This is a genomic window from Bellilinea sp. (genome assembly GCF_034432615.1).
Taxonomy (GTDB): Bacteria; Chloroflexota; Anaerolineae; order Anaerolineales; family Anaerolineaceae; genus Bellilinea.
In genome coordinates, this window is sequence record NZ_DAOUBL010000296.1 from 1 (window position 1) to 20,706 (window position 20,706).

Consider the following 20,706-nt stretch of genomic DNA (forward strand, 5'->3'; position numbering starts at 1 on the left):
TCACTTTCGGTGGATTTTCCAGTCCGAGCAGCGTCCCCCCAGATTCCCAGCCAGTCATCCTGAATCTGGAAGGCAATTCCCAACGATCTTCCAAACTCGGCCAGATATTGCTGTGTCTGATCAGATGCCCCGCCGATCACGGCGCCAAGTTGAATGCTGGCGCTGATCAACGCGGCCGTTTTCCCTTCAATCATGCGCCAGTAATCCTCCAAACCAATAGCGCGCTCATTTTCGTAAGAAATATCCAGATGTTGACCGCCGGTCAGTTTGACGCAGGTCGTATTCACGATTTTTAAGGCCTGAATAACCACGTTATCGGAGCAGGTTTGTTTAAGATTGTGCAGAGCCTCAAAGGAAAGACTGAAGAGTGCATCACCGGCATTAATCGCCAGCGCATCACCCCACTTTTTCCAGACGGTTTCTCTACCGCGCCGTAAAGGACTGCGGTCCTCAATGTCATCATGGATCAAAGAAAAGTTGTGGAGTAATTCAACGGCGGCGGCAGCCGGCAGGGCTTTTTCCCAGTGGTTATTGTTGCAGGCTGCGCAGGTCAGCAGCACCAAGAGAGGACGAATGCGTTTACCCTGTACCTCACCCCGATTGAACTTCACATCCCAGCCGAGGTGATAGGAGAGCATTTCTTTTAATCCTCGATATTCACCGATCAGGGGATGAGAAACAACCACCCCTTGCATCGTCTGATCAATTGCGGGCTGCATTTGCTGGTTGAATTGTTGAAGGGTGGTCAAGGCAATACCTCCTGCAAGGTTATGCGGTGAAGAGCAGCAAGGTCTTTTGCACCACAGGCAAACATGGCAATGCGCAAGGTAGAGACCACTTCATCAATGGTGGCTGCAACCTCTTCGACAGAAACCACAGCGGCTTTTAAGAAGGGACCTGCCATTCCGCCCAGGGTTGCGCCCAAAGCCAGGCATTTGGCAATATCTAAACCATTTCGCAAACCACCGGAAGCAAAAACCGGAGTATCGGGCAATGCCTGATGTACCTGCCGGACTGCTTCAGCAGTGGGAATGCCCCAATTGCGAAAGACGGCGGCAATGCGGGCTAATGACGGATCGTTCATGCGAAACATTTCGACTTGAGACCACGAGGTTCCACCAGCACCGGCCACATCAATGGCTGCCACGCCGGCAGAAACCAAACGGCGGGCTGTCTCAGCGGAAATTCCCCAGCCGACCTCTTTAGCAATCACCGGCACCGGTAATGTTTTACAGACCATTTCAATTTTTTGAAGCAGACCGGAGAAATGGGTATCTCCTTCCGGTTGAAGGGCTTCCTGCAAGGGGTTCAGGTGCAGGAAAAGGGCATCGGCCTGTGCCATTTCAATGGCGCGCAGACAATGTTCTGCGGTGTAACCATAATTTAATTGAACCGCGCCGAGATTGGCGAACAGGAGGATATCGGGCGCAACGGAGCGTACCTGAAAAGTGGCTTGCTGCTCAGGATGTTCGAGAGCAGCCCGCTGAGAACCTAAACCAAGCGCTATTCCTTTTTCCTGTGCGGCTTCTGCGAGGCGAAGGTTGATTTGCCCGGCATGTGGAGTACCGCCGGTCATCGAGGAAATCAAAAGTGGAGCGCGGAGTGATTTACCGAACAGGGTCAGGTTTGTGTCTACATCGGCAAGATTAAAATCGGGTAGAGCTTCATTGCTAAAAAAATAACGCTCCAGCCCGGTGGTGCGGCTGGAGGAAACGTCCTCCTCCAGGTTGATGCGGATGTGATCGGCTTTGCGATGGGTGAGAGGTGAAAAATTGCTGTCCATGTTATTCAAACCAGACGATTAAAGTAATTTGAGTATACCAAATATCCCCAATCTGTCATTGGCTAGTTTTACAAAGATTGTACACACTTTAGATAACAACCAGGACCATTAACCGGGAGTGCCTAGTCAACAGATCCAACGGTCGTTTCAATGTTTCGATTACAAATCAGAAGTGATACAATGGTGGAAAAATGGAGAATGGAAGGAATGACTACGGTTTCTATTCAAGACTTAATGGACCTGTTACCCAATTATTTTATTCCTGAACAGGCGAAAGGAATGACCGCGCGGATTGGATTTGATCTGGGTGGTGAAGGTGGGGGTTTTTGGACGGTGGTGATTGAAAATCAAACCTGCCGGGTGTCAAAAGAGAAAATTGAGCCCCTGGATTTAACTCTTGCCGGTGATGCGGGAATTGTTTTGGATATTTTTACAGGCAGACTGGATGCCATGCGGGCTTACTTAATGGGTAAAGTCAAAATTAGCGGCAACATGAGTCTGGCAATGCAGTTGACCGGTTTGTTTAAACCGGATAAAGACCAGTTAAGGGCTCTGGGTGGGAAGTTGGATTAGTACAATCCCCAGCCGAGATCAACCCCTTCTTCCATCATGGAGAAGTCCCATACTTCCATACCCAGTTCAATGGATACGGGCATGTCCAGGCCTTCTTCGGCTTTGACCCGCGTCATATCAATCAGGGCGGGGCCGTAAGGACAGAAGGGTGTAGTGAGAATCATCTTGATGCGGGCTTGATCTTCTAAAACCTGGAAGTTGCGAATCAATCCCAATTGAATCACGCTCAAACCAATTTCAGGATCCATGACCTGATTCAGTGAATCGCGCAATTTCTGGCAAAGCTCGGGATGGGTTGCTTCAGCATCCCACACCGCGCGGTTGGTACCGGGGGTTCCGAATTCTTCATTCATGGTTTGGATTTCCAGCCTTTTCCAATGGAATGATATACGTGCAATGATGATCACCGCTCAAAACGCATTGGATTTTTTGAGCAGGCAGTGACAAAACAGTTGAAATCAGGGTCTGGTCGACGGCACAGACTTCGGGATGAGCCTGGGTGACATGGAAGTAGGGACAGGTGATTTCGTGAATGTGATATGAATCGCCAATTTTTTCCCACTCGATGATAAAGCCTTCCTCGCTCAGTAATTTTTTCAAAAAGTCCAGTTTTTCTTCCAGTGACATGTTCTGGGTCTCACGAAGGTGGTCTTCGGCAAGTTCGCGTGCCATTTCAGAGAAAATGGTTTCCACAGCAGAGGCCGGGAGGGTTTCTTTTAACCTACCGAGCAGGCGGTTGGCTAACCTGAAGTAACGGGTTGGGAATTTTTCCAGACCTCGTTCGGTCAGGTAATAAACCAGGCGCGGGCGGCCTACACCGTGACGCTCCTCTTCAGAGGCAACCACACCATCCGCAAGCATGCTGTTCAGGTGGTGGCGAACGGAAATTGCGTTAATACCTACTGCTTCTGCCAGCTCGTTAATGGTGGAGCGTGGGTTGTTCAGTAATGTGTGCATGATTTTATCGCGCGTACTTTTAATTTCCATTGCTTACCTGTTTACTACCCAAAAAACTTTTCTCATGGCTGCTGGTGAAAAGTATATCAAGGGCGAGGAAAATTGTCAATATATAAGAATTTTATGATAAATATTGACCCAAAAAAGGCTTTATGCTATAATCCTGCTGGTGCACAGATTATACAAGATTTTTATAATGATATTGAAATAAATTCAATTTTCATTACACTACAAAAAACAAAAAATTGAAGGAGCGACCTTGAAATGACTGATGAACTGATTATTCGCAACCTGAAAGTGAGCATCGAAGGAAAGGAAATTCTCAAAGGGGTCAATCTGACCCTGCCGAAAGGCGAGGTTCACGCCATTATGGGTCCGAATGGCACCGGCAAATCCACCCTTGCTTATACGCTGATGGGGCATCCGGCCTATGAAGTGACGGACGGGGAAGTGATTTTCAAAGGACAGAACATCTTAGAACTTGAGCCGGATGAACGCTCGAGGCTGGGCATTTTCCTTGCCTTTCAATATCCTGTGGCGATCCCCGGCGTGACGGTTGCAAACTTTTTGCGGACAGCAGTGAATGCCCGCCGGCGAGCGCAAAACCCGGAAGATAAGGGTATTCCCATTCCGGAATTCCGCAAAATGCTCAAAGCCAAAATGGAACTTTTAAAGGTTGATCCTTCCTTCGCGGGGCGGTACTTGAATGACGGCTTTTCGGGCGGAGAGAAGAAACGCGCCGAAATTCTACAAATGGCCGTATTGCAGCCGGAAATTGCCATTCTGGATGAAACGGACTCTGGTTTGGATATTGACGCGTTGCGAATTGTTGCGGAAGGTGTGAATGCTTTGCGGGGTGAAAATCTGGGCGTGTTGGTGATTACCCACTATCAGCGCATTTTGAACTACATTCGCCCCGATGTGGTGCATGTGATGATGGACGGCCGCATTGTTGAAACTGGTGATGCCGATTTGGCCCTGCATCTGGAAGAGCACGGTTACGATTGGGTGCGCGAAAAAGTGGATAATGGCACACCTGCCTGAATCGAAAACCTTATTATTTATCGGCTGAGAGGAGGCTGAAATGAGTGTGGATCCGCAAACGGATTTTTTGGAGCAATTGGGAGAATATCGCTACGGGTTTCAGGACCCGGATGTATCGGTGTTTAAGACGCGTAAAGGGTTGGACGAAGAGGTTGTCCGCCAAATTTCGGCGATGAAGGGCGAACCGGAGTGGATGCTCCAGTTTCGACTCAAAGCGCTCAATCATTACCTGCAGCGACCCATTCCAACCTGGGGGGCTGACCTGTCCAATTTGAACCTGGATGAAATTGTCTATTATGTTAAGCCGGCTGAAATGGCCGGACGTACCTGGGATGATGTCCCGCAGACCATTAAACAGACCTTCGAACGGCTCGGTATTCCGGAAGCTGAACAGAAATTCCTTGCCGGGGTGGGCGCGCAGTACGAATCGGAAATGGTTTATCACAGTATTCAGGAGCACCTCGAAAAGCAAGGGGTGATTTTCCTGAGTATTGAAGACGGCCTGCGCCAACATCCTGATCTCTTCAAACAGTATTTTGGCACGGTCATCCCCATTGAGGACAACAAATTCGCTGCGCTCAACAGCGCGGTCTGGTCGGGTGGTTCATTTGTATATGTTCCTAAAGGGGTCAAAGTAGATTTGCCCCTGCAGGCCTATTTCCGCCTGAATGTGGCGAATATTGGTCAGTTCGAACGCACCCTGATCATCGCCGATGAAGGTGCCCAGGTTCATTATGTTGAAGGCTGCACCGCCCCACAGTACACCACCGACTCTTTCCATAGCGGTGTGATTGAGATCATTGTCAAGAAAGGTGCGCGGGTGCGCTACACCACCATTCAGAACTGGTCAACCAATGTCTATAATCTGGTCACCCAGCGGGCAATTGTGGAAGAAGAAGGCACCATGGAATGGGTGGACTGCAATCTGGGTTCCAAAGTCACCATGAAATACCCCTCCTGCTACCTGATGGGCCCGCGTGCACACGGTGAAATCCTATCCATGGCGTTTGCCGGACCGGGTCAGTGGCAGGATGCTGGCGGTAAAGTGGTTCACTTTGCGCCGCACACCAGCAGTAAAATCACTTCCAAATCCATCAGCAAAGGCGGCGGGCGGGCTTCCTACCGCGGGTTGCTGAAAGTTTATAAGGGTGCCGAAGATGTGCGCTCCAATGTGGTGTGCGATGCACTGCTGCTCGACCCCCAGTCGCGCTCGGATACTTACCCATACATTGAAATAGACGAACAGGATGTCACCATTGGACATGAAGCCTCCGTTTCCAAAGTGGGTGAGGAACAATTGTTTTACCTGATGAGCCGTGGTTTGAGCGAGGAAGAAGCCACAACGATGGTCGTTTCAGGATTCATTGAGCCGTTGGTCAAAGAATTGCCGATGGAATATGCCGTTGAAATGAATCGCCTGATTCAACTGCAAATGGAAGGATCAATTGGGTGATTGGGCTGTTGTCACAATGCAAAACCAACCAGAAGAGGATTCATTAAACCTATGACCAAAGAGATTCCCAAAATCGTCACCCGTACCCGGCGGCGCGATGAAGCCGCTGTAAAGGACTTTGCTTTTACTCAGGAGATGGTTCGCTCGGCTGGAATGAGCGAATTTATCTCCAATTATCGCCTTGAGGCCTGGAAAACTTATCAATCACTGCCCATGCCTTCCGTCAAAGAAGAAGCCTGGCGACGCACCGACTTGCGGGGTCTGGAAGCGGATCGCTTCCGTCTGCCACAGAAGGAAGCCTATCTAGATTTGGCTCCTCTGCCGGAAGAATTGATGCGTCCCATTGCCGATGGCGATCACGGCGGGCAGATCATCCTGATGCCGGGCGGCTCGCAAGTTGCGCTCTCTGCAGAACTGGCGCAAAAAGGTGTGGTTTTTACTGATCTGCGCACGGCAGAAGAACAGTTTCCACACCTGCTGGAAAAAGTTCTCAATAAAGTGGTGAAGCCCACCGAAGGTAAGTTTGCTGCGCTGGCGGCTGCCCTGGCAGATACCGGCGTGCTGTTGTATGTACCACGCAATGTGGAAATTGACCAACCGCTTCATAGTCTGTTGTGGGGACCCGGCGTGAATCTGGCGCATATTTCTCACATGATTGTGTGGCTGGAGGAGGGCGCTCGCGTTACTTATGTTCACGAATATGCCTCACCGACGGAAGCGGGCCAAACCCTGCATGTGGGATTGGTAGAAGTGCATGTCGGCGTGGGTGCAAATCTGCGTTTTGTTGAGTTGCAATCGTGGGGTGAAAATGTCTGGAATTTCACCCATGAACGCTCTCAGGTTGAAGCAGATGGCAACCTGGACTGGATTTTTGGTGCCATGGGTGGCCAATTGACCAAAAATTTTGCCGATTTAGACCTGATCGGTCGAGGAGCAAGCGGGCGAATGTCCGGCTTCTACTTCACGGATGGTCAGCAACATCTGGATTATGACTCACAGCAAAATCATCTGGCGCCGAACACCACCAGCGATTTGCTTTTCAAGGGTGCGTTGATTGACCGCAGTCGGGTGGTGTGGCAGGGAATGATTTATGTGGCGCCGGGTGCAATGAAAACGGATGGATATCAGGCAAACCGAAATCTGGTGCTCAGCCGTGAGGCGCGAGCTGATTCCATTCCCGGTCTGGAAATCTTGGCGGATGATGTGCGCTGTACACACGGTGCAACGGTCGGAAAGATTGACCCGGATCAGGTCTTCTACCTGCGGGCGAGGGGCATTCCCAAGGTCGAGGCAGAACGCCTCATCGTGGAAGGGTTCTTCGACCCAATCATGCAGCGGATTCCCTTTGAAGGGGTGCGGGAACGCTTCCAGGAAGCGATTACCCGAAAGATGGAAGTGTATCACGGCTGATAATTTCATTGTTTTGATCAAAATAACACAAAGGCTGCCCTTTCCACTAAATAACCGGAAAGGGTAGCCTGTCTGACTGAGAATCGTTCAATCTTGAATGGTTTGTGATAAAATTAACTGATTGATCGATAATATTACGAGAGGGAGCAAGGTATGGCAGGAGTTCCTTTCATCAACCCACCGGAACCCGAAACAACCTTTGAGGTGGGGGATACGGTTGAGGTTTATTGTGACCATGAAAAAGGCGGCCAGCGCGTTCGTGGTTGGTTAAAAGGGATTGTTGTACAGGTGGACCCCAAAATGGTTGCTGTACAATTCCGCACCAACGTCTTTTTGACGGATGGCTGGATGGTGCCGGACCATATCCTCTGGTATCCACAAAATTCCCCTCACATCCGCTTCCCCGCCAAAAAAGGATCACGCGCAGAGCTGGCAAACTCGGAATAGGCAGACCATTTACTGGTTGTAATGAGGTAATTGATGAACACCACCAAGACTGATCGTATCGATGTCCTTCGAATCCGAGACGATTTTCCAATCCTCAAGCGGGAGATTGCGCCGGGTATTCCACTGGTCTATCTGGACTCGACGGCGACCTCACAAAAACCGCTGGCGGTCATTCGGGCAATGAACGAGTATTACGAAAGAAACAACGCCAATATTCACCGCGGGGTGCATACCCTGGCGGAAGAGGCTACCGCCCAATATGAGGCGGCCCGTGAAAAAATTGCCCGCTTCATTGGAGCGCGTAAAAGTCGTGAAGTAATTTTTGTTCGCAATACAACCGAGGCGATCAATCTGGTGGCATTCAGCTGGGGACGCAAGTTTTTGCAACGGGGTGACCGTATTCTGCTGACAGAAATGGAGCATCATTCCAATCTTGTGCCGTGGCAAATGCTGGCACAGGAGAAGGAACTGTTTTTGGATTTCATTCCCGTCACGAATGAAGGCTTGCTTGACCTGAGCGAAATTGAGCAATTCCTGGAGCAAAAGCCAAAAATTGTTGCCATTACTCACATGTCCAACGTGCTGGGGACAATTAACCCCATACGGCAGATTACCCGTCTGGCTCATGCAGCGGGTGCGCTTGTGCTCGTGGATGGCGCTCAGTCGGTACCGCATCTTCCGGTCAATGTTCAAGATTTAGATGTAGATTTCCTTGCCTTTTCTGCGCATAAAATGCTGGGTCCGACCGGCATTGGCGCGCTTTATGGCAAAGAGGAATTGCTGGAGGCCATGCCGCCATTTTTAGGCGGCGGAGATATGATCAAAAAGGTGTATTTGCGCAGCTTCAGTCCCAATGATCTACCTCATAAATTTGAAGCCGGTACACCGGCCATTGCAGAGGCAATTGGATTTGGTGCGGCGGTGGATTACCTGAGTAGGGTTGGCATGGAACGGGTGGCAGCCCACGAATATGAGCTGATCGGTTATGCGCTTGAAGCGCTGAGCGAGATTGAGGGGGTAAAAGTTTACGGGCCGTCTGCTGAACAAAAAGGTGGTGTGGCATCCTTTACCATGCGTGGCGTGCATCCGCATGATGTCTCGCAAATCCTGGATAGTGAGGGAATTGCAGTACGCGCCGGACATCATTGTGCCATGCCGCTGCATGAAAAATTTGGCTTGCCGGCGACGACGCGAGCAAGTTTTTATCTTTATAATACCCGTGAGGAAGTGGATCAATTGGTGCGCGGACTGGCAAAAGTAAAAAAGATTTTCGGTTAAAAGGCAAACCGCAATGGATGATCTTTATCGCGAAATTATTATTCAGCGGTACAAAGAACCCCTTTACCGGGGTGTGCTTGAACCTCATGATATTTCTTTTGAAGATGAGAATCCGCTGTGCGGTGATCACATCCGCATAGATTTGCGTGTAGATGAAAACTCACGGGTGGTGGAGGCTGCCTTCAGCGGTCACGGCTGCGCCATATCTCAAGCTTCAGCCGATTTGCTTTTGGAAAGCATCATTGGTAAAACCCTGGAAGAAGTCAAGCGCTTGAATAAAGAGGACGTGCTGGATTTACTGGGGATTGAGCTGGGGCCGGTACGCTTGAAGTGTGCCTTACTCCCGCTAAAAGTCATTAAAGCCGGAGTTTATGGTTTGGGTGAAGCCAGTGACAGTCTGGTGGAGGAGTAAGAGCCTATGACCGAACCGATTGATTTGACGGATTATTCCTTTTACACAGTCGCAAAAGTGGAGGACCTCCCTCCGGGCGAACGTCTTTTTGTCGAAATCGGCGATGTTTCCATTGTGGTGTTTAATATTGCCGGTAAGTTGTTTGCCATTGGGGATATATGCACCCACGATGACGGCCCTTTGGGAGATGGCGAGCTGGACGGACATCAGATCATCTGTCCGCGTCACGGCGCGCGTTTTGATGTGCGCAACGGCAAGGTACTTTCACTGCCGGCCGTTGTAGATATTCCCACTTATCCGGTGCGGATTACTGAAGATGATATTGAGGTCGGTGTACCCGACTGACCATCGAAAATCCAAAAAGCCCCGCGAAGTGGCGGGGCCTTTGGTTGATTAGTCTTAAGTTCAATTACCGTTATTGATCGGACTGGCAAAGGTTCCTACCACTCTGAGGATGTCAAATCCTTCAGCGAAAGGACGTTCACAGATAGCGCCGTTTCGGATGAGGGTGGATCGAGTGATATCCGGATCAAAGTAATAGCGGTTTTGATAGGTTTTATACTGCTTGAGGGCTTCAATTTTCCTTTCGACAGCCGATTCGCTCACTTCAACCAGAAAACTCGGGAAAAAGCCATAGCTGCTGCGAATGACATCAAAACCCAGCACGGTCGTTCCTCGAAAGGCACGCAGCGCTTCCTCAGTCAGGGTGGCGTGATCTTGATGAATGTCAGCTTTGGTGTGTACAAAAATCAAATCCGGTTTGTAAGTGCGGTTGATCTGAATCAGATATTCCAGAATTTCCTGGCGGTAATAGGGAAAACGCCGGGTTTCAAACTGACCCAGGATGGCTTTTTCCTCCGGAACGCCCAAAACTGCCATGGATTGATAATGTTCCTCTACAAGGTTCTTCAATTCCGGGTTTTTCTGGTTGTCGGAAAGTGTGACGCAGAGGATATCGGTCTTATCCACAATTTGCGCCAGTAAAGCTCCACAGCCAATCTCGATATCATCCGGGTGAGCGCCGAGAAACAACACCCGTCTTCCGTAAAAAATCAGATCCTGTCCCATAGGCTATTTGGTGGCCAGAATACCGCCGACGACTTTGGTCATAACCAGTTTGCCTTCTTTTTCCAATCGGCGGGTGGCGGTTTCTTCGATTTGGGTCATAATGCGATTGAAGTCTTCCTTGTCCTGAAAGAAAGATTTCCAAAGACGGCGATCCTCAGAGAGGGAAGCGCGCGTGTATTCAATGAAAGGTTCGACGCTTTCAAAGGTTAAGGGATTTTCAAAGATGTGCAGTTCGGTTTTTGCAAAGGTATCCTTAATTGTGGAATAAATTTCGCTGGCGTAGCGCGAACTGCCCGGCATGGGTGGGATGTGCTTTTGGGTGGCTTCGCGAATGATGTCGTAAAAAAGCTGTTTGTTTTCTGGCATTGGACCAGAAGTAAAGAGTACACCGCCGGGTTTCAATACGCGGTGCATTTCGCGAATGGTAAAGGGGATATCTTCAGCGTAGTAAATGGCAAAGCAACACGACACCAGATCAAAGTGGTTCTCGGGTAAATTGAATGGACGGTTGAAGTCCAATTCCATAAATTCGACATTTGCCTTGCGGCGCTGATTTTCCTGCTTGGCTTCATCCAGCAATTCTTTATTGACATCCACCCCCAGAATTTTTGCTTCCCCGTTCAAATAATCGTAATAGGAGAAACATTGTTTGCCGGCGCCGCAGCCAACATCCAAAATCTTTTGCCCTTTCTGGAGGGGTAATATTTCCAGCATCCATTCATCAATATTGCGGCTGCCAAATTTGGAATGGATATCAATTCTCTTGAGTAAATCTTTGGTAGTTTCCTGATAGTCGTATTTCATTTATGTGTCTCCCGTTTAAGATGGTGTAAGTATAAATGATGTAAATAGATTGTCAAGGAGAGGGTTGGATCAGTATAATTAGGTTATGGAAAAAGTCCGCCCCATGAACTCCATTCTTGCTTTTTGGGTTAAGAGTTTGAATTGCCCGGTATGCAATCAGTCAGGGCTGGAAATTATTCGTGAAGCTGGCGTGCCGGATTTGCTGCACTGTTCGCACTGTTCAACGGAATTTGAAGTTTCCGAAACGGGGGAACAAATTCGTTTGATTCAATACCCGGAAATGTTGGGCGTTGAACTATATGGCGTGTGGATGCCCTTTGGAATGGTACGAGAGAAAATCAAGCAAAAGATCGAAAAAGATCATTTGAATTATGCAAAGATGATTGCCGTCACCGGTGGGGGGAAACCCCTGACGCGCATTAATCTGAGTAAAGAAGATTTTAGCGGTCATGAGGGGATAACCGAACCACCGGAGAGGGCTATTCAGCAAGCCAGAAAATTGCTTGAATTGGGTAATTCCAGAGAAGAGGTGCGCCTGATCCTGGAAAAAGATCCGCGCCTCAACGAAGCGCAAATTGAGCGGATTATGGACATTGTTGAAGAACCAGCGCGGTCAAAGTCGTTGGAGCGCGCCTTGCTGTTGATTTTGGTGATCCTCGGATTGGTCATTGCTGGGATGTTGATTTACCAGACCGGTATCTTTGACCGCGCTATTCTTGTGGTGAACGGATTGTTGAGTGGTGAAAAAGTGCAATTGATTCCACCCCCTCCTACCGTGACACAGTATGCCCGGCAGGGGCGATTATTCGCCTGTCCGCCCACGCAGCAGGGGGCAGCGGCATTATTTGGAGGAAAGCCTGACCACTGGCATTTCGACGGCAAGAACTGGATGTATACCGATATCAAAGGTGTGCGGATTTATGTGCCCGAGGGACTTTCGGCACGCTATACCTACATGAACCCGATCCTTGAAATTAAGACCGTAGAAGGACCGGCGGTGATTGATCCCTTGATGGCTGTTTCTATTGATTGTTATCGTTAAACCAGAGTGGAACCTCGTCGCTGGAAAATCTCACTGAGGGTGGTTTCCCTTATTCTGATTTTGGCTGCCGGATTGCTGACGCTAAATGCCTTTCGGGAGTACCGACAAACCCAAGCCGTGCTGCCGGAAAACAGCCAGTGGGGAGTTGTTCATGTGGGCGGGCTGACGCTGGATCAAGCTCAGCAGCGAGTATTGGCGGTTTATCTGAGTCCGTTTGAATTACGCTATCAAGGGCAAATTATTCATACACCGGCTGAAGCGCTTGGTTTCAGCGTGATCTTTTTAGATGGCGCGCAGCCTCAACCCAAACAATCCAACTTCAATTCTTTTTGGGCTTACCTCTGGAATGATCCCCAACTGGTAATTGAGCGTGAGATTCGGTTTTCTCTGGATGAAAGTCAACTCAGAGGCTATCTGCAAAGTGAGATCGCCAACCGCTATGATGTGATACCTGTCCCGCCCTTTCCCATTCCAGCCAGCAGTCGCTTTTCAGCAGGCGTTTCAGGCAGGTTTTTGGATATCGAGGCTTCCCTTGTTCGTTTTCGGGCGGCGTTGAGCAATCCTTTGGAAAGACAGGTGGACCTGATCGTCCAGGAGCAACCCATGGATTGGGTGGATGCCAGTTTGCTAAAAGCCGTTCTAATGGACGAACTGCGGAAAGCCAATTTCAATGGAATTGCGGAAATTTATGCTTACCACTTATCCAAAGACCAACAGGTGCATTTTGCTGTAGCAAATGGCAAAGAGGTGCCGACAGAGATTGCCTTTTCGGCTGCTTCTACTATTAAAATCCCCATTCTATTGACGGCATTAATGCAGGTGCAGCCTCCTTTTCCGGACGAATTTATGCGGCTATCCGAACGGATGATGGTTTATTCCGAAAATCCGCCTGCCGACCGAATCATGGAGGTTTACCTCGGCTCGACGCTGGCTCCTTTGAAAGTGACTGAAATGCTGCAAAAAGCCGGGTTTCAGAATACTTTTTTGGCTGGCTACTTTTATCTTGGTGCTCCACTGTTACAGCGTTTCGATACACCGGCTAACCAGCGCCTCGATGTTAATATCAATCCCGATGTGTATAATCAGACAACGGCGGGCGAGATGGGCCGTTTGTTGAAGGAAATTTACCAATGCGCCGTTTCGGAGAAGGGGGTCTTTGTGGAAACCTTTCCCGAAGAAATTAACGCCGAGAAATGTGACTATTTGATGGAAACCATGAAACGCAACCGCATTGGTGTTTTGGGAGAGGCCGGATTGCCCGAGGGAGTGCCCTTTGCCCACAAACATGGCTGGACAGAAGAGAGTGATGGCTTTTTACATACGATCAGTGATGCGGGAATTGTATTCGGTCCGCAGTCAGATTATGTGATGGTTATTTTCCTTTATGACCCTGCGCAATTGCTGTTCGAACCGGCCAATGCTTTAACAGCACGCCTGAGTCAGCGCATTTTCAACGCATGGAACCCGGATTATCAAATAGAGTGGAATTTTGGCGAAATTCGTTACCGCTGAAATGGTCAACAAATGCGCGGTAAGATTTCACCTGCCAGCATATCCAGCACGCGGGTAGCGCCGATGCTGGTTTTAAGCAGTACGCGGCCGTTAAAATCGGAGGTGACTTTCCCAATTCGGGATGCCAGATTTCCATAAGGATGGCAGCGCATGGCCTGCAGGGCGGCTTCAGCTTCCTGTGGAGGGACAATGGCGATGACTTTGCCTTCGTTGGCTATGTAGAGCGGGTCAAAACCGAGCATCTCGCACGCAGCTCGCACAGCCGGCTGGATGGGTATGGCATTTTCGTGGAGCAGCATCCCAACCTGACTTTGGGCGGCAATTTCGTTGAGGGTTGTGGCCAGACCGCCGCGGGTGGGGTCGCGCAGGACGTGGGTATGCGGCGCTGCCGCCAGAAGCTCTTGAATTAATCCGTTTAGCGGAGCAACATCCGACTGAATCTGCGTGCTGAATCCCAATTCACCGCGTTCTGCCAGAACAGCAATGCCGTGATCCCCCACACTGCCGGATACCAGAATGACATCACCCGGTTGCGCCTGACGGCCGTTGATGCTTCGGCCTTGCGGTAAGAAGCCGAGGCCGGTGGTGGTAATAAAGACCCCGTCGGCTTTGCCTTTTTCAACCACTTTGGTATCCCCGGCAACAATTTGGATACCGGCTTCATGAGCCGCAGCCCGCATCGATTCCAGAATTCGTACCAGTGTGTGAATCGGCAAGCCCTCTTCGAGGATAAAACCGGCCGTCAGGTAGAGGGGTTGGGCGCCGGAAACGGCAATGTCGTTGACTGTGCCGCAGACTGCCAGCCGGCCAATATCCCCGCCGGGGAAGAAGAGCGGACTGACGATATGACAATCGGTAGAAATGATCACTTCGCCGTCAGGTTTGTTCAGACGGGCAAAATCATCTGCCTGGAGAAGTGGAGGGCTGGAAAGATAGGGCAGAAAGATATTTTTAATCAAATCGTGGGTCAGGCGTCCGCCACTGCCATGCCCAAGGATGATTTGATCATCATGTTTGAGGGGTAAGGGGCAGACCGGCCCTTGCATGGCGGGAAAGGAAGAGTCTGGCATGATTTTTATCCCATTCCGGTGGAATTCGTGCGGGCAAAACGGTAGTAGGCGGCACATGCCCCTTCGGCCGAAACCATGGGCGCTCCGAGTGGGTTTTGCGGGGTGCATGGATCGCCAAATGCAGTGCAATTGAATGGTTTTTTGAGCCCTTGTAAAATTTGGCCGGCAATGCACAGAGGGGATTCATGGGTTTGTATGCTGCCTACATCAAAGCGCAGCTCGGCGTCAAATTCGGAAAATTCCGGACGCAGCCCCCAACCGCTGTGTGGAATACGGCCGATTCCGCGCCAGTTGCGATCAACCGGCTGAAAAACCCGCTGAATGATTGCCTGAGCGGCTGGATTGCCCTCAGGTTTAACCACTCGAGCGTAGGCATTTTCAACTCTCACTTCGTTGTTCTCCAGCATGGTTACTACCGAATAAATACCTCGAACCAGATCCAGCGGTTCAAAGCCGGTTACTGCCATGGGGACATAGTATTGTTCAGCGATGGGTAGATAATCCTGATAGCCCATGACGGTGCAGACATGCCCGGCAAGCAAAAACCCCTGCACCCGGTTTTGCGGAGCGGAAAGGATGGCGTGCATGGCAGGGGGCACCAATACCTGCGACACGAGCACCGAGTAATTTTTCAAACCCAGCGCTTTGGCTTGCAGCACACTCATGGCGTTGGGTGGAGCAGTGGTCTCAAAACCAATGGCAAAAAATACCACCTCGCGCTGAGGGTTTTGCTGGGCAATTTTTACGGCATCCAGGGGAGAATACACGACCCGCACATCCGCTCCGCTGGCGCGCAGGGAGAACAGATCGCGGTTGGATCCCGGCACGCGCAGCATATCGCCAAAGGAACAAAAGATCACTTCTGGACGGGCAGCAATCGCCAGGGCTTTGTCAATCAACTCCAGTGGCGTGACGCAAACAGGACAGCCGGGTCCATGCACCAGTTCGATTTCCGCCGGCAGCAGCTGATCCAGCCCGGACTGCATGATGGCATGGGTCTGACCGCCGCAAATTTCCATCAATACCCATGGGCGGGTCAAAATGCGGCGAATTTTTTCAATTTCTGCTTTAACCTGTCGTTCATCCCGCAGGGTTTGGTTCAGCAGGTTTAAGTCCATAGCGATTATTCCTGTTGTGTGCTCGGTAAATTCAGCTCTTCCTCCAGCACCCCAGCCTGGCGCAGCAATGCCAGGGTTTCAAGTGCCTCCTGTTCATCTAGCAGGTTCAATGCAAAGCCGGCATGAATGATGGCGTAATCGCCGACTTTTGCTTCGGGCAGGGTCTCAACACAGGCTTCCCGTAAAACGCCGCCAAAATCAATTTTTGCCATGCGTAAGCCAGCCTGTTGATACAGTTCAACAATTTTACCGGGAATTCCAAGACACATTTTCCAATCCTTTCTCTGCCGTTTGTTGCAGATATACGGCAGCAATCAAAGCCTGCCCCAGTGCAATTCCACCGTCATTCGGCGGCACGCGCTGATGCAGGAGCACTTCAAATGAATGTTTCTGGAGAAGGGGTATTGTTTTTTTCAGAAGGAGTGAATTTTGCCAGACCCCTCCGGACAGAGCGACGACATTCACTCCACTGGTTTTACGGATGCTTTGGGCGGCTTCCAGAATTAACTGTGCGATGGCATTGTGAAAGCGGCCGGCAATAACCGCTGGAGAAATTCCCTTCCGCCAATCGGATAGGACGGCTTCCCAAAGTGGGGCCGGGTCAATCTCATCTTCAGCAATTACAAAGGGATAAAACCCGCTTTCGCTTTCATCCGCCAGGTTTTCCAGCTCGATGGCTGCCTGTCCTTCATAGGTGATGCGGTCGCGAATGCCCAGCAGGGCAGAAACAGCGTCAAAGAGCCTGCCCATGCTGGAAGTGAGCGGGGTGTTGATGCGGTGTTCCAGCTGAGTGCGCAGCAGAGTCCTATCCTCTTCGCAAAGCGCTGTAACAGGGGGCAGATCGGCTTCCCATTCAATACCAGCTGACCATAGATGTGCCAGTGCAATTCGGCTGACGCGCCGGACGGCAGCATCGCCACCTGGGAGAGGTACATACTTCAAGTGCAAAATCCGCTGGTAAGCGCTGTGGTTGCCCAGTAAAAATTCTCCACCCCAAATTGCACCATCACTACCGTAACCGGTGCCATCCAGAATGGCTCCAATAACGGGCTGGTCGTTGAGCCATTGGTTATCACCCAAACAGGAAACCAGATGGGCGTGATGATGCTGCACCTGAATCAATGGCAGGTTTTGCGATTGGGAACGTTGAATGGCATAACGCGTTGCCAGATAGTCGGGATGCTGGTCACAGGCGATTGCGGCAGGTTGAATTTGAAAAACTTGCTCATAGTGAGTGATGCCTTCCTCAAAGGATTGCAGGGTTTCGTAGTTCTCCATATCGCCGATGTAGTGACTGAGGAAGGCGTATTTTCCGCGGGTGAGGCAAAAAGCGTTTTTTAACTCGGCGCCGGTTGCCAGCAAGGGAGGCATTTCGTGGTTGACGATGATTGCATCCGGCGCAAAACCGCGTGAACGGCGGATGGGATAGAGTTTTTTTTGTTGCAACCGGATGACCGAATCGTCAATCCGCATATGAATTTCACGGTTGTGGAAAAGAAAAGCATCCGCCAGCGTGGCCAGTTGTTGGCGGGCTTGTTCATCGCGGTAGGCGATTGGCTCATCGCTGAGGTTGCCGCTGGTCATCACCAGTACCGGTGAATAACCTTGTTCGGGTTCGGTTAGCAGCAGGTGCAGCGGCGTGTACGCCAGCATAAAACCCAGCCGTTTTTGTTGCGGAGCGATATTGTCAGGCAGCCGGTTAGGGCTGCGGGATTGTAGCAACACAATCGGAGCAATGCGCGATTCGAGCCACTCTTTTTCTTCGGGTTCAACAACACAAAATTCTTCAATGGCAGAAAGGTCAAAGGCCATCAAGGCAAAGGGTTTATCGCTGCGCTGTTTACGTTCCCGTAAGGTTTGAACGGCATGGGGATTGGTGGCATCACAGGCCAGATGAAAACCGCCCAGCCCTTTGATGGCAAGAATTTTGCCCTGCTTCAACCATTCGCGAGCGGTTTGAATGGCAGCATCCTTTTCAGCAATGAGTTGACCGTTCTCCTCCAGCCAGACCTGAGGGCCGCACTGTGGGCAGGCCACCGGCTGGGCATGAAAGCGGCGGTCTTGAGGGTTGTGATATTCTTCGCGACAGGAAGGACACATCTCAAAGTCTGCCATGGTGGTGTTCGGGCGGTCATAAGGCAGACTTTTGATGATGGTAAAGCGCGGACCACAGTTAGTACAATTGATAAATGGATAGCGAAAACGGCGGTCAGCCGGGTCGAAGAGTTCCCGGCGGCAATCGGTGCAAATGGCCGAATCCGGGGAAATGGGCTGAAACTGGTTAACATCTACCTGGCTCGAAAGAATCCGAAAATCATCGGCGTATTCGGGTTGGGTGGTGATGACCTGCAATGAATCAATCCGTGCCAGGGGTGGGAGATGAGTTTTCAACTGCTTCAGGAAATTATCCAGATGATGCTGGCTGCCCTCCAGATGAATTTCAACATTACCGGATGTGTTGCGAACCCAGCCTTTTACGCCATTCTGCCGCGCGAGATTGTAAACAAACGGACGAAAACCAACCCCCTGCACAATACCGCTAACCAGAACTCGAACTGCCAAAGATTCCGCGCTCATTTTTGGCGATGTTTTTGAACAACCTCATCCAGCCAGTTATACCATGCCTGCATTCCTTCGCCGGTTTTTGCGGAAACCGGAAAAGTACGCAAGCCGGGGTTGAGTATCTCTACTCCCTGCTGAAAGTAAGCCATGTTGAAATCCACATAGGGCAACAAGTCCATTTTGTTGACCACCAGAACATCCAGCCCGCGGTACATGTTGGGGTATTTGTATGGTTTGTCGTCCCCCTCCGGGATGCTGGCAATTAGCAAATTGAGATGAGAACCCAATTTGAAGGCAGCTGGACAAATCAGGTTGCCCACATTTTCAATCAAGACGATATCCACATCCTGCAATGGAAGGGATTGTAAGCCGGCGTGCAACATGACGGCATCCAGGTGGCAGTCGCCTCCGGTATTGATTTGAACAACGGGTATGCCCATGGCCGATACTTTATCGGAATCAATGGTTACAGGGGCAGTATCCCCTTCAATTACAGCCATGCGATATTTAGAAGAAAGTCCTTCCAGCGTTTTAAGGATGAAGGTGGTTTTGCCAGCACCGGGGGAAGCCATGACATTGATTGCAAAGGTGTGGTGAAGATCGAACAGGCTGCGGTTTTGCTGGGCAACCTGATCGTTGGCATCGAAAATTTTCTCAACAACAGGGATACGGGTGGTGGGGGACATTGCTCTCCTCATTTTTCTACAATGATGGATTCAACATAAAATTCTTCGCCCCCGATGATGTTCAGGTGAAAACTACCGCAATAGGGGCAGGGGTCGAGAGACTGCTGAACTTCAAATTCCTTTTCACATTCGAGGCATTTCATACGGCCTGGAACTCGCTTAAAATGCAGGGTTGCATGCTGACAAATAGTGTTTTCGGCGATCATGTCCCAATAAAATTGAACCGAATCATCCACAATGCTGGAAAAGCGGCCAATCACCAGATAAATATCGGTTACACGCGATGCATTTGCCTGACCAGCGTGGCGCAGCGCGATGTCAAGAACGGATTCGGTTACCGCTAGCTCGTGCATAGGGATAATTTTACCATTAAGACAATACGGATTGAAAATCCCTTAAATTGTTGAATTACCTGATTATCCCTGGTTTATCTTGTGGTCAGGCCGGTTTCATTGGAAGACTGAAGAATGATGTCCATCATTTGGAGCTTGATGGTCAAAAGGTTGCTGGCAACCACGTTGGCAATGCGGCGCATGATAATATATCCGAGCCGCGGATCATCTTCACACAGGCGGTTCAACGCATCCCCATTGAGGACCAGCAGGGTTGAATCCTTGATGGCAATGGTTGAGGCGGTTCGCTGACGAACCACCGGGGTCAATTTTGACCAGCCGATAATATCGAGTGGTTCAGCCGTCGCAATGCGCACAACACCGCGAGTTGGTATGGTGATATCTACGCCAATTTCTCCCGATAGGATGATGTACACATTATCTACGCGGTCACCCTCACAAAAGATGGCTGTGCCTTCTTTGCAATGGACAATGGATGAAATATCAGCCAGCGCTTCAATTTGCTGGGGTTTTAGATCTAAAAACCAGGGTATGGTTTGGAGGGTTTCGATCAGGCTTGTCTTTTGCATGGTTGTTGAGCAGGATTGTGATTATTTATGTTTGTACCATTGACCGGTGTATCTGTTAAAGTGTCCTGCGTCATCATTCTGGCGGGTAACTTGTCACCAAAAGTTGCCTGATTTTCAACCCAGCCATTTCAAAACCTGTTCTACGGCGGGTTCAAGCAGCAGTCGGGCGGAAGGGGAAAGCGACTGACTGAAATTGAAGTTGAAACCGCGTACCGATAACAACGCTCCCTGCGGTGATTTCTGGTAAAGTGTTTCACACAATGCCAGGCAGGTGGCGGGGGTTAGGTGATGTGTAAAAGGAGAGGGTTCAAACTGCGGCTTAAGGAGGGTGAATGAAACATCCTGCGGAACGCTGCCGGTATGTGCATCGAGAAATAATACACGCTCATAGCGGCTCAACCATTCGGCGTGTTCCGGAATCAGATGAAGTGCGAACCCCACAGTGATTGAGGGTGATAACTCGTACAGGTATTCTTCGGGGGTTTCTGGAAGTTGTGTGTTCAGCCGTTCGGCAACCTGTCTGAGGATGTGCCAGGCAACACCGTCGTCCTGGCGGTCCAGGTTG

23 protein-coding genes and 1 pseudogene are annotated in these 20,706 nt (G+C 50.3%); 10 read left to right on the forward strand and 14 right to left on the reverse strand.

The annotated features are described in order from the left end of the window. On the reverse strand, window positions 1-749 hold a 749-nt coding region (locus VAE48_RS13445; protein WP_322793843.1), incomplete at its 3' end, for a polyprenyl synthetase family protein. Beyond that, on the reverse strand, window positions 746-1,783 hold the full coding sequence (fni, locus tag VAE48_RS13450; protein ID WP_322793844.1) for a type 2 isopentenyl-diphosphate Delta-isomerase: 1,038 nt from the start codon (window positions 1,781-1,783) through the stop codon (window positions 746-748). The genes fni and VAE48_RS13445, both read right to left, overlap by 4 nt. 207 nt (window positions 1,784-1,990) lie before the next feature. On the opposite strand from fni, the gene VAE48_RS13455 reads away from it, so the two are divergent. After that, a complete protein-coding gene (locus VAE48_RS13455) occupies window positions 1,991-2,356 on the forward strand; it encodes an SCP2 sterol-binding domain-containing protein (RefSeq protein ID WP_322793845.1) in 366 nt (121 codons plus the stop codon). On the opposite strand, the gene VAE48_RS13460 is transcribed toward VAE48_RS13455, so the two are convergent. Further along, on the reverse strand, window positions 2,353-2,709 hold the full coding sequence (locus VAE48_RS13460; RefSeq protein ID WP_322793846.1) for an iron-sulfur cluster assembly protein: 357 nt from the start codon (window positions 2,707-2,709) through the stop codon (window positions 2,353-2,355). The genes VAE48_RS13455 and VAE48_RS13460 overlap by 4 nt on opposite strands. Then, window positions 2,702-3,343, reverse strand: a complete 642-nt coding sequence (locus VAE48_RS13465) for a helix-turn-helix transcriptional regulator (protein WP_322793847.1) — start codon at window positions 3,341-3,343, stop codon at window positions 2,702-2,704. Before VAE48_RS13465 ends, VAE48_RS13460 begins: the two co-directional genes overlap by 8 nt. 234 nt (window positions 3,344-3,577) lie before the next feature. Here VAE48_RS13465 and sufC point away from each other — a divergent pair, with 234 nt between their 5' ends. The 7 genes from sufC to VAE48_RS13500 all read left to right on the forward strand — a co-directional run bounded on the left by sufC (window position 3,578) and on the right by VAE48_RS13500 (window position 9,702). Beyond that, window positions 3,578-4,357 (forward strand): Fe-S cluster assembly ATPase SufC, encoded by a 780-nt coding sequence (sufC, locus tag VAE48_RS13470; RefSeq protein ID WP_322793848.1) that lies wholly within the window; start codon window positions 3,578-3,580, stop codon window positions 4,355-4,357. A gap of 40 nt (window positions 4,358-4,397) precedes the next feature. Continuing rightward, window positions 4,398-5,810 carry a Fe-S cluster assembly protein SufB gene (gene sufB / locus VAE48_RS13475; protein WP_322793849.1) on the forward strand — a complete coding sequence of 471 codons (1,413 nt, stop codon included), beginning with the start codon at window positions 4,398-4,400 and terminating at the stop codon, window positions 5,808-5,810. 51 nt (window positions 5,811-5,861) lie between these two features. Further along, entirely contained in the window at window positions 5,862-7,220 is a 1,359-nt protein-coding gene (sufD, locus tag VAE48_RS13480) for a Fe-S cluster assembly protein SufD (protein WP_322793850.1), read from the forward strand. Window positions 7,221-7,373: 153 nt separating this feature from the next. Further along, window positions 7,374-7,667: a hypothetical protein gene (locus tag VAE48_RS13485; RefSeq protein ID WP_322793851.1), complete on the forward strand. Its 294-nt coding sequence runs from the start codon at window positions 7,374-7,376 to the stop codon at window positions 7,665-7,667. Between the two features lie 33 nt (window positions 7,668-7,700). Continuing rightward, window positions 7,701-8,945, forward strand: a complete 1,245-nt coding sequence (locus tag VAE48_RS13490; protein ID WP_322793852.1) for a cysteine desulfurase — start codon at window positions 7,701-7,703, stop codon at window positions 8,943-8,945. A gap of 13 nt (window positions 8,946-8,958) precedes the next feature. After that, on the forward strand, window positions 8,959-9,357 hold the full coding sequence (gene sufU / locus VAE48_RS13495; RefSeq protein ID WP_322793853.1) for a Fe-S cluster assembly sulfur transfer protein SufU: 399 nt from the start codon (window positions 8,959-8,961) through the stop codon (window positions 9,355-9,357). Window positions 9,358-9,363: 6 nt separating this feature from the next. Continuing rightward, window positions 9,364-9,702, forward strand: a complete 339-nt coding sequence (locus VAE48_RS13500) for a non-heme iron oxygenase ferredoxin subunit (RefSeq protein ID WP_322793854.1) — start codon at window positions 9,364-9,366, stop codon at window positions 9,700-9,702. 60 nt (window positions 9,703-9,762) lie between these two features. Here the strand turns inward: VAE48_RS13500 and VAE48_RS13505 are convergent, their stop codons facing one another. Both VAE48_RS13505 and VAE48_RS13510 read right to left on the reverse strand, forming a co-directional pair. After that, window positions 9,763-10,425, reverse strand: a complete 663-nt coding sequence (locus VAE48_RS13505; RefSeq protein ID WP_322793855.1) for a PIG-L deacetylase family protein — start codon at window positions 10,423-10,425, stop codon at window positions 9,763-9,765. 3 nt (window positions 10,426-10,428) lie between these two features. Continuing rightward, window positions 10,429-11,229 (reverse strand): class I SAM-dependent methyltransferase, encoded by an 801-nt coding sequence (locus tag VAE48_RS13510; RefSeq protein WP_322793856.1) that lies wholly within the window; start codon window positions 11,227-11,229, stop codon window positions 10,429-10,431. Between the two features lie 103 nt (window positions 11,230-11,332). Between VAE48_RS13510 and VAE48_RS13515 the strand changes: the two genes are divergently transcribed. Then, complete coding sequence (locus tag VAE48_RS13515; RefSeq protein ID WP_322793857.1) at window positions 11,333-12,271, forward strand: hypothetical protein; 939 nt, start codon at window positions 11,333-11,335, stop codon at window positions 12,269-12,271. 39 nt (window positions 12,272-12,310) lie between these two features. Next, window positions 12,311-13,783 carry a serine hydrolase gene (locus VAE48_RS13520; protein ID WP_322793858.1) on the forward strand — a complete coding sequence of 491 codons (1,473 nt, stop codon included), beginning with the start codon at window positions 12,311-12,313 and terminating at the stop codon, window positions 13,781-13,783. A 5-nt stretch (window positions 13,784-13,788) separates the two neighbouring features. Here VAE48_RS13520 and hypE read toward each other — a convergent pair whose 3' ends face one another. From hypE to VAE48_RS13560, 8 genes and pseudogenes are all read right to left on the reverse strand, one after another. Then, entirely contained in the window at window positions 13,789-14,829 is a 1,041-nt protein-coding gene (hypE, locus tag VAE48_RS13525; RefSeq protein WP_416181051.1) for a hydrogenase expression/formation protein HypE, read from the reverse strand. Window positions 14,830-14,858: 29 nt separating this feature from the next. After that, window positions 14,859-15,971, reverse strand: a complete 1,113-nt coding sequence (gene hypD / locus VAE48_RS13530) for a hydrogenase formation protein HypD (RefSeq protein WP_322793860.1) — start codon at window positions 15,969-15,971, stop codon at window positions 14,859-14,861. 5 nt (window positions 15,972-15,976) lie between these two features. Further along, window positions 15,977-16,240, reverse strand: coding sequence for a HypC/HybG/HupF family hydrogenase formation chaperone (locus VAE48_RS13535; RefSeq protein ID WP_322793861.1), 264 nt, complete (start codon window positions 16,238-16,240; stop codon window positions 15,977-15,979). After that, window positions 16,218-18,533, reverse strand: a complete 2,316-nt coding sequence (hypF, locus tag VAE48_RS13540) for a carbamoyltransferase HypF (RefSeq protein ID WP_322793862.1) — start codon at window positions 18,531-18,533, stop codon at window positions 16,218-16,220. The genes VAE48_RS13535 and hypF overlap by 23 nt, the downstream gene beginning before the upstream one ends. Before the next feature lie 11 nt (window positions 18,534-18,544). Next, on the reverse strand, window positions 18,545-19,219 hold the full coding sequence (gene hypB, locus VAE48_RS13545) for a hydrogenase nickel incorporation protein HypB (protein WP_322793863.1): 675 nt from the start codon (window positions 19,217-19,219) through the stop codon (window positions 18,545-18,547). Window positions 19,220-19,227: 8 nt separating this feature from the next. Then, window positions 19,228-19,572: a hydrogenase maturation nickel metallochaperone HypA gene (gene hypA, locus VAE48_RS13550; RefSeq protein WP_322793864.1), complete on the reverse strand. Its 345-nt coding sequence runs from the start codon at window positions 19,570-19,572 to the stop codon at window positions 19,228-19,230. A 74-nt stretch (window positions 19,573-19,646) separates the two neighbouring features. Beyond that, window positions 19,647-20,141, reverse strand: a complete 495-nt coding sequence (locus VAE48_RS13555; protein ID WP_322793865.1) for a cyclic nucleotide-binding domain-containing protein — start codon at window positions 20,139-20,141, stop codon at window positions 19,647-19,649. Window positions 20,142-20,255: 114 nt separating this feature from the next. After that, a pseudogene (locus VAE48_RS13560) lies at window positions 20,256-20,706 on the reverse strand (hypothetical protein); the annotation flags it as partial.

Bases quoted from the DNA above. Each gene is read 5' to 3' on its own strand.
- fni (WP_322793844.1), bottom strand. From the start codon at position 1,783: ATGGACAGCAATTTTTCACCTCTCACCCATCGCAAAGCCGATCACATC.
- VAE48_RS13455 (WP_322793845.1), top strand. From the start codon at position 1,991: ATGACTACGGTTTCTATTCAAGACTTAATGGACCTGTTACCCAATTAT.
- VAE48_RS13460 (WP_322793846.1), bottom strand. From the start codon at position 2,709: ATGAATGAAGAATTCGGAACCCCCGGTACCAACCGCGCGGTGTGGGAT.
- VAE48_RS13465 (WP_322793847.1), bottom strand. From the start codon at position 3,343: ATGGAAATTAAAAGTACGCGCGATAAAATCATGCACACATTACTGAAC.
- sufC (WP_322793848.1), top strand. From the start codon at position 3,578: ATGACTGATGAACTGATTATTCGCAACCTGAAAGTGAGCATCGAAGGA.
- sufB (WP_322793849.1), top strand. From the start codon at position 4,398: ATGAGTGTGGATCCGCAAACGGATTTTTTGGAGCAATTGGGAGAATAT.
- sufD (WP_322793850.1), top strand. From the start codon at position 5,862: ATGACCAAAGAGATTCCCAAAATCGTCACCCGTACCCGGCGGCGCGAT.
- VAE48_RS13485 (WP_322793851.1), top strand. From the start codon at position 7,374: ATGGCAGGAGTTCCTTTCATCAACCCACCGGAACCCGAAACAACCTTT.
- VAE48_RS13490 (WP_322793852.1), top strand. From the start codon at position 7,701: ATGAACACCACCAAGACTGATCGTATCGATGTCCTTCGAATCCGAGAC.
- sufU (WP_322793853.1), top strand. From the start codon at position 8,959: ATGGATGATCTTTATCGCGAAATTATTATTCAGCGGTACAAAGAACCC.
- VAE48_RS13500 (WP_322793854.1), top strand. From the start codon at position 9,364: ATGACCGAACCGATTGATTTGACGGATTATTCCTTTTACACAGTCGCA.
- VAE48_RS13505 (WP_322793855.1), bottom strand. From the start codon at position 10,425: ATGGGACAGGATCTGATTTTTTACGGAAGACGGGTGTTGTTTCTCGGC.
- VAE48_RS13510 (WP_322793856.1), bottom strand. From the start codon at position 11,229: ATGAAATACGACTATCAGGAAACTACCAAAGATTTACTCAAGAGAATT.
- VAE48_RS13515 (WP_322793857.1), top strand. From the start codon at position 11,333: ATGAACTCCATTCTTGCTTTTTGGGTTAAGAGTTTGAATTGCCCGGTA.
- hypE (WP_416181051.1), bottom strand. From the start codon at position 14,829: ATGCAAGGGCCGGTCTGCCCCTTACCCCTCAAACATGATGATCAAATC.
- hypD (WP_322793860.1), bottom strand. From the start codon at position 15,971: ATGGACTTAAACCTGCTGAACCAAACCCTGCGGGATGAACGACAGGTT.
- VAE48_RS13535 (WP_322793861.1), bottom strand. From the start codon at position 16,240: ATGTGTCTTGGAATTCCCGGTAAAATTGTTGAACTGTATCAACAGGCT.
- hypB (WP_322793863.1), bottom strand. From the start codon at position 19,219: ATGTCCCCCACCACCCGTATCCCTGTTGTTGAGAAAATTTTCGATGCC.
- hypA (WP_322793864.1), bottom strand. From the start codon at position 19,572: ATGCACGAGCTAGCGGTAACCGAATCCGTTCTTGACATCGCGCTGCGC.
- VAE48_RS13555 (WP_322793865.1), bottom strand. From the start codon at position 20,141: ATGCAAAAGACAAGCCTGATCGAAACCCTCCAAACCATACCCTGGTTT.